Source organism: Clostridium perfringens ATCC 13124 (assembly GCF_000013285.1).
Classification (GTDB): Bacteria; Bacillota; Clostridia; order Clostridiales; family Clostridiaceae; genus Sarcina; species Sarcina perfringens.
Genome location: NC_008261.1, coordinates 2,682,431 through 2,694,534, shown reverse-complemented (window position 1 = coordinate 2,694,534; position 12,104 = coordinate 2,682,431). Strand labels below are relative to the sequence as shown.

Genomic DNA, 12,104 nt, shown 5'->3' with positions numbered 1-12,104 from the left:
TCTGTGTTCAGGGGTATGGCTCAATTGGTAGAGTAGTGGTCTCCAAAACCATTGGTTGTGGGTTCGAGTCCTACTGCCCCTGCCAATTAACACAATAAATAACATAATATTATAGGGGTATGGCTCAATTGGTAGAGTAGTGGTCTCCAAAACCATTGGTTGTGGGTTCAAGTCCTACTGCCCCTGCCAAAAAATCAGTGAATTAATTCACTGATTTTTTTTTGCTTAATTTTAAATGAAAGATTATATTCTGAAAACATGTAAATTATATATAAATATTGTAAACAATTTCAGAACAATGTATAATGTTAAGGGTAAAGTTTAAAATTTAGGGGGATGAAAAATAGTGAGAAAACTAATTAAACCATTAAGTGTAGCTACAATGATGTTCTTATCATTAAATTTATGTTTTTTTAATGGTAAGCTTGTTAAGGGGGAAGAGATTTCTAATGAAACTAAGGTTACCATCTTAGGAACCTCAGATATACATGGAAGATTTGTTCCTTGGGAATATTCATCAGATACTGAAAATAAATCAGGAAGTTTATCACAAATTTCAACAATTGTTAAAAAGGAGAGAAATGAAAATCCAAATTTAATTCTTGTAGATGCAGGTGATTCAATTCAAGATAACTTTGTTGAAACTTTTAATAAAGGACCTCAACAACCTATGGTTTTAGGTATGAATAAGATGAAATATGATGTTTGGGAAATGGGAAACCATGAATTTAATTTTGGATTAGATGTGCTTAAACATGTAACAAGTCAATTTGAAGGAAAGGTCTTAGCTGGTAATATCTATAATGATGATGGAACAAGATTTATGGATGGATATACCATTATAGAAAGAGATGGTATAAAGATAGGTATTATAGGTATGGATACTCCAATGATAAAAGAGTTTGAAAAACCATATAATATAAAAGGAATTGAATTTAGAGATCCAGTTAAAGAAACAAAAAAGATTATAAAAGAACTAGATGGAAAAGTGGATGCCATGATTGGAGTTATGCATATGGGATTAGATAATGAAAATGCTATTTCTAATACAGGTGTTACAGATATTGCTAATCAATGTCCAGAGCTTACAGCAATTGTAGGAGGACATATGCATAAGTTAGTTAAAAATGAGGTTGTAAATGGAGTTATTATAACTGAGCCAGGAAAGTATGGACAAGCTGTATCAAAAATAGATTTAACATTTAAAAAAGAAAATGGAAAAAATGTACTTAAAAATAAAAATGCAGATACTATCTCAGTAGCTAATGTAGAATCAGATAAAGAAATAGAAGATCTATTAAAACCTTTCCATGAGGAATTGCGTAAGGATGCTAACTCAGTTATTGGAAGACTTGAAGGGGTTAACATGGTAGATGAAGATTACATAAAAGGAATACCTACTATACATATAGAAGATACTCCATTAATTGATTTCTTTCATGAAGTAGGAAAGTATTATAGTAAAGCAGATGTAATAGCTTTATCTATAGATAATGATAAGGCTAAGTTAAATGTAGGAGATATAAAGAAGAAAGATATAGCTTATAACTATAGATATACTGGTGGAGAAATAAGCGTTTATGAAGTAACTGGAAAAGACTTAAAAAAATATATGGAATGGGCAGCTGGCTATTTTAATACATTAAATCCAGGAGATATTACTCCAAGTTTTAATCCTAAAAGAAGAGCGTCAAAGTATAGTACTAATGATATGTTTGGAGGAATAACTTACAAAATTGATTTACGAGAAAAAGAAGGTAATAGGATTAAAGATGTTAAGTATAAAGATGGAAGAGAACTTAAGGATACAGATGTTTTAAAACTAGGAATGAATTCATATAGACTTGGACAATTACAAGGAAAAGGAGGAATCTTTGAAGGAAAAGAATTTAAAAAACTTTGGGATTCTAAGACAGCTTATGGAGAAGAAGAAGGAACAATAAGAAATTTAGCTATAGATTATATTAAAAATGTTAAAAATGGCCTTATAAATGCAAAAAAACAAAATAATTGGTGTCTATTAGGAATAGATCCAAATTCAGAAAACTATAAAAAGGTTAGAGATTTAGTTAATTCAGGAGAATTAAAAATACCTACATCAGAAGACGGAAAATATACTAATATAGCATCAATAAATGAAAAAGATTTACCTTTAGATAATAATACATCTAAAGAAAATGAGGAAAATATAAACTTAGATTCTATTAATAATAAAAATAATAAGGATCAAGTAGTTAATGAAGAAAGTAAAAAAGACGTGCCTAAAGTAGAGGAAAACATAGAAAAACAAAAAAATAATAAAGAAAATAATTCAAATGAAGATAATACTTTAGTTAAAGAAGATAGTAAATCTAAAGAAGAGAATGAAAAAAATAATGAACAAAATAATATTGAGGAAGTTTCTAAAAAAGAAAATAAACTTCCTAACACAGGATCTCCTATAGGTGCAGAAGCTATGTCACAAATAGGTATTTTAGTATTAGGTGCAGGTGTAATATTAAAAAAGAAAAATAAAAAATAGATGTTTTCTGGAATAACATGGTTAATAATCCTTCTATTTCATAGGTTTATAATCTGAATTATGGTTAATATAATAGTGTAAGCAAGAGATAAACAAATTTCAAGCTTACAAATTACCAAAGCCAAAGGAGGAATTAGAAATGTCAAAATCATTAGTTCCAGAAGCAAAAAATGGATTAAGTAAATTCAAAAACGAGGTAGCTAGAGAATTAGGTGTACCATTCTCAGATTACAATGGAGACCTAAGTTCAAGACAATGTGGTTCCGTAGGCGGCGAAATGGTAAAAAGAATGGTAGAAGCTTACGAAAGTCAAATAAAATAACAAACCTTTCGCTAATACTGAATTAAAGAAAAAAGATTCATTAAAAAATAGGAATAATTATAATGATTATTAAATAACCATTATAAAAATCCTATATTATGACTCTAAAAATTTATAACAGGAGAAAGTGTTATGGAGGGTAAACCGCCAAAACATGATGCTTAAACTTCTACCGCAAAAAAGATTACATAGAGGATTTATATCCTCTATGTAGTCTTTTTTTTTGACAATCTCTATGATAAAATTAGAATAAATTGGAATAAGAGAGGTGTCATATTGGTGAAAAAGGTAAAAATATTGCATTGTAGTGATATTCATTTTGATACTCCTTTTAAAGAGTTACCAAAGGAAATTGGTACAATGAGGAGAGCTGAGTTAAGAGAAAGCTTTAGTAAAATAATAAATAGAGGAATTGATGAAAAAGTTGATTTAGTTCTTTTAGCGGGAGACCTTTTTGACAATGATACTATAGAAAAGAGTACTCTTACTTTTATAAAGGATCAAATTGATAAACTTAAAAAACATAATATAAGAGTATTTATTTCAGCAGGAAATCATGACCCATATAATAAAAAATCTTTTTATAATATGGTTAACTTAGGCGAAAATGTTCATATATTTAAGGATGAAATTGAAAGAATAGAAATACCTGAATTAAATACTGTTGTTTATGGAGCATCCTTTAAGGAAAAATATATAAAAGAGTCAAATCTTAAGGATTTTACTCCAAAAGAAGAGGATAAGGATTTAGTAAAAATAATGGTTCTACATGGTGATTTAGGGAATAATGAAACAGGAGAGTATAATCCCTTATTATTTAAGGAAATAGAAGAGAGTAAGATGGATTATATTGCTTTAGGACATATTCATAAATTTTCAGGAATAAAAAGAATCGGTAATACCTATTATGCATATTCAGGATGTCCAGAGGGAAGAGGATTTGATGAAGAAGGAGATAAAGGAATAATATTAGGAGAGGTATCCCTTGGAGTTGTAGACCTAGATTTTATAAAGACTAATAAAAGAGAGTATTTTCTTAAGGAAATTGATATATCAAATTGTAAAACTAAAGAAGAGGTTATAGATAAGATACTTAATACTATTTCAAAAGAATCAAGAGAAAAAAATCTATTTAAAATCATCTTAAAAGGGAATATAGAAGAGTCTTTTAAAATAGATAGTGATTTAATAGAAAACTTAATTAGAGATAAATTCTTTTACTGTAAGATTGTAAATTCTACTAGAATAAAAATAGATATTGATGAAATGAGCAATGAGTATTCAATTAAGGGGATTTTTTGTTCTTTAATAAAGGATGCTTTAGAATCTAATGAAGAGGATGAAGAGATACTAGATATAGCTTTTAGAATTGGTATGGAGAGTATTTTAGATGGAGAAGTGAATTTAAATGATAATTAAGAAAATAAATGTGAAGTCCTTTGGAAAATTAAAAAATAAAGAAATAGAATTAAAAGATGGATTAAACATAATATATGGGGAAAATGAAAGTGGAAAAAGTACATTACAATCTTTCATAAAGGTAATGTTATATGGTGTTTGTAATAAAAGAGGCAAAAAAACTTTATCAGATAGAGCAAAGTACACACCATTAGGGGAAGGAAGTTTTTCAGGAGAGTTACTTGTAGAGGATAATGGTGAAGAAATTTTAATAGATAGAAGTTTTGGTAAAACAAAAAAATATGATGAGGGAAATATATTAAATAATATAACTGGAGAAAAGATAAATAAATACTCATGGCAAGAACCTGGTAAGGATGTATTTAATCTTTCTAGCGATGGATTTAAGAATACTCTATTTATAAGTCAAATGGGGTGTACTGTAGAGAGTTCAAAGCAGGATGATGTATTAAATAAAATTATTAATATCTTAGAATGTGGAGCTGATGAGGTTTCTTATAAAAAAATAAAAAATAATTTAGAGGAAAATAAAAAGTCCTTAACTAATTCAAGAAAAACAGGAAAACTTGATTTATTAAGAATTAAAGAAAGTGAGCTTTTAGAAGAAAGATATAAAAGAGTAAAAATTCATGAGGAAAATATAGAAAATGAGCTTTACTTAAAGGGATTAAAAGAAAAAAGAACTGATTTAATTTTAAAAATAGAAGAATTAGAATTACATAAGAAAAATTTAAAAAAATCAGAATTAAAAAATGAGTATGAAAATATAAATGAGTATTTAAATAAAAAAGAAAAATTAGAAGAGGAATTAAAAGTTTTATTAGAAGAGTTAAAAGATGTACAAGCTATCTGTGATTTGAAAAAGTTAAATAACTTAAGAGATGAGTTTAAAAATTATGAGTTTCTAAAAGAATCACTAAAAGAAAAGGAAGATAAAATAGATAATCTAAAAGAATCTATTTATGAGTATAATGAAAAATTAAAGAGTTATGGAATTTTAAATGAAATATCAAATAATCTAGAAACTAAATTAATAGAGCTTAGGATTGAAGATGATAGATTAAGAGAAAATTACAAGGTTATTCAAAAGGTAAAAGAAGAGCTTTATCAGTTAAATGAAAAGAAAGATGATTTTTTAAGTCATTTAAATGCTTTAAAATTAAATGATAATTTGGTGTTACAAATAGAAAAGGATTTAGATAAATATAATAATGAAAAAATATATCCTTCAATAAATGCAAACTTAAAAGATGAGAAGAATATTATTGAAGAGGAAAGTAAAAGTTTTTCAAGAAAAATTTTTCTCTTTAGAGTTGGGGAAGTAATAAGTATTTTATTATGTGCTTTCTTATTTATATCCTATTTCAAGAGTGAAAATATAATCACCTTAGCACTTTCAATTTTAGGTATGTTATTATTTATATTTTTATTAGCTAAAAGTAGCTTAAATAAAAAAGAAAAAAATAATATAAGTAAAAGAATAAATGAAATAGATGAGCTTATAAATGAGAAAAAGGAAATAGAAGTATTAAAAAGTAAAATTGATGAATATAAACAATTCCTTAAGGTAAAAGATGAGTATTCTATTAAAGAAACTTTAGAGGATTATAGATTTATTAAAAAAGAGTTAGATATTCTCTATGTAGAAATTAAGGAAAAAGAGAAAAGTTTGATTTTATTAAAAGAAGATGAAACTAAGGAAAAAATATTAAGTAATGAAGCTTTTATAGATAAGTTATTAAGAGTTACAGGGGCAGGTTCTATAGATGAAATCTTAGAAATTTCAAGGGAAAAGAAAAGCCAGGAAGATTTATTAATAAGAAAAAAATCAGAGTTTAATGAGGCTAAGGAAGATTTAAATCAATTAAATAATAGAATATTGGAAATAGAAGGAAAAATAAAAGCTTATTTAGAAAATACATCACTACAAAGTATTCCTTTAGATGAAGTATATTCTAGATTAGAAGAAATAGAAGCTAAAATAGAATATAAGGAAGGCTTAAAAAATAAGTTAAATAGTGTAGAAGAAAATTGCAATCTATTACTTAAGGGAAGAGATATTTTAGAAGTTAAAAATGGACTTTCATATGAGGAATCAGAGATTAAAAATGAAGTTTATAACAGTGAAGAAGAAATCTTAAATGAAATAAAATTAAAAAATAATGACTTGTTAAATATTGAAAAAGAAATAAAGGATGTAGAATATTTAATTAGTAGCAAAGAGTTAACCTGTAGAAGTTTATTTTTAATAGATGAAGAGATAGCGGAAGTTAAGGAAAGGATTAAGTCCTTAGAGAAAAAACTTAAGGGGGTTGAGATTGCAACAAACTACATGGAAAAAGCCTTTAAGGAACTTCAAAAAAGTTTTGGACCTGTTATAAATAAAAAGGTAGAGGATATCTTTAAAGATGTAACTAAGGGTGCTTATAAAGATTTAAGAGTATCAGAAGATTATAACTTAGTTGTTAAGGATACAAAAAGCAATAAAATTATGGATGCTTCTTATTTAAGTAGTGGAACATATGACCAAATATATTTAGCATTGAGACTTGGCATAATCGACATAATATTTGAAGATAAAAAAGTTCCAATAATATTAGATGAAAGTTTTACTCAATATGATGATAATAGATTAAAAACTATGTTAGATATAATATATAAGAGAGTTTATAAAAATCAAATAATTTTATTTACATGCCAAAAAAGAGAAATAAATATTCTCAAAGATAAGGAAAAAGTAAATATAATAGAGCTTTAATTTAAAATGAAGGGCTTATATCAAAATAAATTTTATATAACTTACAAACAATTATTAGCTAGACCTAGTAATTCTAGGAATATGTTTATAAGTTTTATTTATAATATATTTTGATTAGTCCTTTTTTATTTTTATGATAGTTTTATTATAAATATTGACAATAATAGAAAAGTAATATAAAGTTTATATTATAATAATGCGAATCATTTGCAAACAGGAGGAAGTATGAGAAAGAAATTAGTATCGATTTTTTTAGGAGTAACAATGGCTGCTTTTTTTGTTGGGTGTCAAAGTACTAAAACAGCAGAAAATAAAAAGGATAACGGTAAGGTTGATGTCACTGTAAGTATTGAACCTTTAAGAGAGTTTACTGAAATAGTTGGTGGAGATAAGGTAAATGTTAAGACTATGGTTCCAAATGGAACAGAGCCACATGATTTTGAACCAAAAACTCAAGATTTATTAGAGTTAAATAAGGCTAAGGTTTTTGTTTATAATGGATTAGGTATGGAACACTGGAAAGAGCAAGTTCTTAATACAATAGAAAATAAAGATGTAAAAGTGGTTGAAGCTTCTAAAGGGGCTGAAGTATTAAAAGAAGGAGATAAGGTAGATCCTCATCTTTGGTTAAGCTTAGATGGAGCTAAAATAGAAGCTCAAAACATAAAAGATGCTTTAGTTGAGGTTGATTCAGATAATAAAAGTTATTACGAAGAAAACTTTAAAAAGTTTGCAGAGAAATTAGATTCTTTAGCAAATGAGTACAAAGAAAAGTTTAATGGATTAGCTAATAAGGATTTTGTTACTGGTCATGCTGCTTTTGGATACTTATGTAGAGAATTTGGATTAAAACAAGTTAGTGTAGAAAACTTATTTGGAGAAGGAGAAATAACTCCTCAAAAAATGCAAGAGATAGTTGAGTTCTGTAAGAAAAATGATATAAAAACAATTTTTATGCCTGAGTTAGCAAGTGAAAAAATTTCTCAAACTTTAGCTAATGAAGTTGGTGGAAAAATTGAAAAAATATATACTCTAGAAAGCAATGAAGATGGTATAAGTTATATAGATGCTATGAAAGAAAATCTTTCAAAAATATATAATGCCTTATCATCACAAAAATAAAAGAGAATACTTAGGATTGTTACTTAATTAGAAGGCAAGACTTAGATTTATTATTCTAATACCTATTAATAATAAAATAGGTGTTTTATAGGAATAATAAATTTAAGTCTTTATTTTTTGTGTATTTTAGGAATTATAAAGAAAGAAATCATTTAAAAGGAGAGATTAAGATGAAGAAAGCTTTTGGAGTTTTACAAAGAATAGGTAAAGCTTTGATGTTACCAGTTGCTTTATTACCAGCGGCAGGTTTATTACTTGGATTTGGATCAATGTTTCAAGATCCTCAGTTTTTAAGCTTAGTGCCAGCATTAAATGCAGGGTGGTTTCAATTAATAGCTACAATAATGTCTGATGCAGGTAATATAATATTTTCAAACTTAGCATTGTTATTCGCAGTTGGGGTAGCTGTAGGATTATCAGAAGGAGACGGTGTTGCAGGTCTTGCAGCAATAGTTGGTTTTTTAATACTTAATGTAACAATGGGAATTGGTGGAGGAATAACTGCCGACATTGTTGCTGGTACTAAAAATGGTATGTATGCCACAGTTCTTGGAATACCAACACTTCAAACTGGAGTATTTGGTGGAATTATTATGGGAGTTATAGCCGCAGCTTTATATAAAAGGTTCTATAAGATAGAATTACCTTCATACTTAGGATTCTTTGCAGGTAAAAGATTTGTTCCAATAGTGACTGCTGTTTCAGCTTTAGTGCTTGGAGGAATAATGGTATTTGTATGGCCTCCAATACAAGGTGCCTTATTGTACTTCTCACAAAATATGATAAGTGCTAATCAAACCCTATCAGCTTTATTATTTGGAATAATAGAAAGAGCATTAATTCCATTTGGATTACATCATATTTGGTATAATCCATTCTGGTTCCAATTTGGAGAATACACAAATAAAGCAGGTCAATTAATAATGGGAGATAATCAAATATTCTTTGCCCAATTAAGAGATGGAGTTCCATTTACAGCAGGTACCTTTATGACTGGTAAGTTCCCATTTATGATGTTTGGATTGCCAGCAGCAGCCTTAGCAATGTATCATGAAGCTAAACCAGGTAAAAAGAAAATAGCTTCAGGTATTTTATTCTCAGCTGCCTTAACTTCCTTCTTAACAGGAATTACTGAGCCTTTAGAGTTTGCATTCTTATTTGTTGCGCCAGTATTATTTGCAATCCACTGTGTATTAGCAGGCTTATCCTTTATGATAATGCAATTATTAAATGTTAAAATAGGTATGACTTTCTCAGGTGGACTTTTAGACTTTATACTATTAGGAGTAATTCCAAATAGAACTAGATGGTGGTTAGTAATACTTGTAGGATTAGGCTTTGCTGTAATTTACTATTTCTTATTTAGATTCTTTATTAGAAAGTTTGATCTTAAGACTCCAGGTAGAGAAGATGATGATATATTTGATGATATGGATAACCAAACTGTAAATGATGACTTAGCTGCTGAAATTTTAATAGCTTTAGGCGGTGCAGGCAATATAAATAAATTAGATGCTTGCATAACTAGATTAAGAGTTACAGTTAATGATTCAAGCAAAGTTAATAAAGAAAGATTAAAAGAGCTTGGAGCAGCTGGTGTAATGCAAGTTGGAGAAAATATTCAAGCTATATTTGGAGGAAAATCAGATATACTTAAAACTCAAATTAGAGAAATTATGAATGGCATGGGAGAAAAGTAGAAAAATCAAATTTAATAAAAAAATAAGTTAATTGTTTGAGATAAAATTTTAGAAATACAAAAATATAAGAAAAATAGGCCATATCAAAATTAATTTTATTATTAGGTTTTGATATGGCCTTTTTATTTTAATTTTAAAGCTTAATTTAAGTATATTTTTAATTTTTATATAGACTTTGTTTATTGTTATATAGACTTTATTTATAAGAGATTTAAATCATTTTTTCATATAAGTTTAGAAAGTGTCATAGTTTAAAGGATAGTCTTGCATTAAAATATGTTAACTATGGTATAATATTAAAAAAGTGTTTTGAGAGGATAAATATGGAGAATAGAAAAGATATTTATGAAAAAAGAATAGAAGAGTATTCAAGTGCTTTAAAGAGATTAAAGAGAGACTATAATATAATCAGCGCATTAAGATTAGTAGTTTCTTTAAGTATTTTATTTTTTATTTACTACGCTTATAGCATAGGCTCAATAAGCTTTGGGATCATATTATTTTTGCTAAATTCTATATTATTTTTATATTTAGCAAAGGTTCATGAAGGTATAGTGAATAAAATAAGTAAAAGAGAAGCTCTTATAGAGGTTAATAAAAAAGAGATTCTTAGGTTAGAGGGAAAGTGGAGAGAATTTAATGATTTAGGAGAAGAATATTTAGATAATAAGCATCCTTTTATAAATGACTTAGATATATTTGGGAAAAACTCTTTATTTCAATGGATAAATGAAACTGGTACTGTTTATGGAAGAGAGAAATTAAGCCATTTATTAAAGTTAGAAGAACTTCCAAATAAAGAAGAAATTTTATTAAGACAGGAAGCTTTAAAGGAGCTTTCTAAAAAAGTAGATTTTAGACATGAATTTATAGCTTCATTAAAAGATAAAAAAGGAAAAAAAGAGAAGTATTTAGGGGAATGGTTAAAAGAAGACAGTAAAGCCATATCGCCTTTATTAAATATTCTTAGAATAATAATGCCAGTAATAAATATTGGAATTACTATTTTAGTTGGTATGAATGTTATTTCATGGCAAATACTATTAATTTCTCTTGTTATAAGTTATGGTATTTTGAAGCTTGGCAATAAGGAAGTTATTAAAGGATTAAATATATTTGAAGATTTAAAATATAGAATAAAAACCTATGTAGAGGCTTTAGAGTTAATAGAAAAAGAGAATTTCCAGTCTAATATAATAAAAAGTATAAAAAGTAACTTAGATATGAATGGCAAAAGTGCTAGTAAGGAGCTTAAAAGCTTAGAAAAGATAACTAGCTGGCTTTATGATAGGGGAAATGCCTTTTATCTTTTATTAAACTGTTATTTGCTTTGGGATTATCAAATTCTATCAAAGCTTGAAAAGTGGAAGAGTTCTAATAAAGATGAGTTTTATAAATGGATGATTTCTTTAGGTGATTTTGAGGCTTTAGTTTCTTTAGCTGGATTTACTTACAATAATCATGGATGGGCTACACCAAAAATAAATGATGACTATACTTTAAAGGGAAAAAATCTTAGCCATCCTATGTTAGGAGAAAAAGGCGTTGGAAACAGTTTTGATATTAATAAGGATAAGAGAGTAATCTTAATAACAGGATCTAATATGTCAGGTAAGAGTACATTTTTAAGAACTGTTGGATTTAATTGTATATTAGCTTATCTAGGACTTCCTGTAAAAGGAGAAAGTTTTGAAGCTCCAATATTAAAAGTTTATACCTGTATGAGAACTGGAGATAATCTTGAAGAGAGTATATCTTCATTTTATGCAGAGATACTTAGAATAAAGATTATAGTTGAAGGAGTAAAAAGAGGAGAAAAGATTTTATTCTTGTTAGATGAAATATTTAAAGGAACAAACTCCTTAGATAGACATGAGGGAGCAGAGATATTAATAAATCAGCTTTTAGAAGGAAATACCTTAGGACTAGTTTCAACTCATGATTTTGAACTTTGCGATATGGAGAAAAAAGATTCTACTATACAAAATTATAATTTTAGAGAATATTATGAGGATAATAAATTAAAGTTTGATTATATTTTAAGAAAAGGTGTTTCACAAACAAGAAATGCTAGATATTTAATGAAGATGGCTGGAATAGATATTGAATAAAAGTATACTTCTATATATAAACAGCAAAATAACTTAATTTTAGACAAATTAAATTAATTTTGATATAATAAACAAATGATGTATTTAGTGAAAAAGCCTTAAATGGCTTTTTTTCATGAGTAGAGTTATTAGTAAAAGAGGACTTAGAATA

General features: G+C 27.2%; 7 protein-coding genes and 2 tRNA genes. All 9 read left to right on the top strand.

Annotated elements, in window-relative coordinates; all coding sequences use genetic code 11:
- Window positions 1-9: 9 nt before the first annotated feature.
- The 9 genes from CPF_RS11795 to CPF_RS11755 all read left to right on the top strand — a co-directional run bounded on the left by CPF_RS11795 (window position 10) and on the right by CPF_RS11755 (window position 11,953).
- Window positions 10-85: transfer RNA gene (locus tag CPF_RS11795), tRNA-Trp, on the top strand.
- Between the two features lie 28 nt (window positions 86-113).
- Window positions 114-189, top strand: a tRNA-Trp gene (locus CPF_RS11790).
- A 157-nt stretch (window positions 190-346) separates the two neighbouring features.
- The gene (locus CPF_RS11785; RefSeq protein WP_003457402.1) at window positions 347-2,521 is read left to right on the top strand and encodes a bifunctional metallophosphatase/5'-nucleotidase; all 2,175 of its coding nucleotides are present in this window, start codon (window positions 347-349) and stop codon (window positions 2,519-2,521) included.
- 139 nt (window positions 2,522-2,660) lie between these two features.
- Window positions 2,661-2,843 carry an alpha/beta-type small acid-soluble spore protein gene (locus CPF_RS11780; protein ID WP_003452440.1) on the top strand — a complete coding sequence of 61 codons (183 nt, stop codon included), beginning with the start codon at window positions 2,661-2,663 and terminating at the stop codon, window positions 2,841-2,843.
- A 279-nt stretch (window positions 2,844-3,122) separates the two neighbouring features.
- A complete protein-coding gene (locus tag CPF_RS11775; RefSeq protein ID WP_003457331.1) occupies window positions 3,123-4,262 on the top strand; it encodes a metallophosphoesterase family protein in 1,140 nt (379 codons plus the stop codon).
- Window positions 4,252-7,020, top strand: coding sequence for an AAA family ATPase (locus tag CPF_RS11770; protein ID WP_011591062.1), 2,769 nt, complete (start codon window positions 4,252-4,254; stop codon window positions 7,018-7,020). The genes CPF_RS11775 and CPF_RS11770 overlap by 11 nt, the downstream gene beginning before the upstream one ends.
- Window positions 7,021-7,245: 225 nt before the next feature.
- Complete coding sequence (locus tag CPF_RS11765) at window positions 7,246-8,142, top strand: metal ABC transporter substrate-binding protein (protein WP_003454919.1); 897 nt, start codon at window positions 7,246-7,248, stop codon at window positions 8,140-8,142.
- Window positions 8,143-8,312: 170 nt separating this feature from the next.
- Window positions 8,313-9,842 (top strand): glucose-specific PTS transporter subunit IIBC, encoded by a 1,530-nt coding sequence (gene ptsG, locus CPF_RS11760; protein ID WP_003454995.1) that lies wholly within the window; start codon window positions 8,313-8,315, stop codon window positions 9,840-9,842.
- Between the two features lie 323 nt (window positions 9,843-10,165).
- Window positions 10,166-11,953, top strand: coding sequence for a MutS family DNA mismatch repair protein (locus tag CPF_RS11755; RefSeq protein ID WP_003454750.1), 1,788 nt, complete (start codon window positions 10,166-10,168; stop codon window positions 11,951-11,953).
- Window positions 11,954-12,104: the final 151 nt, after the last annotated feature.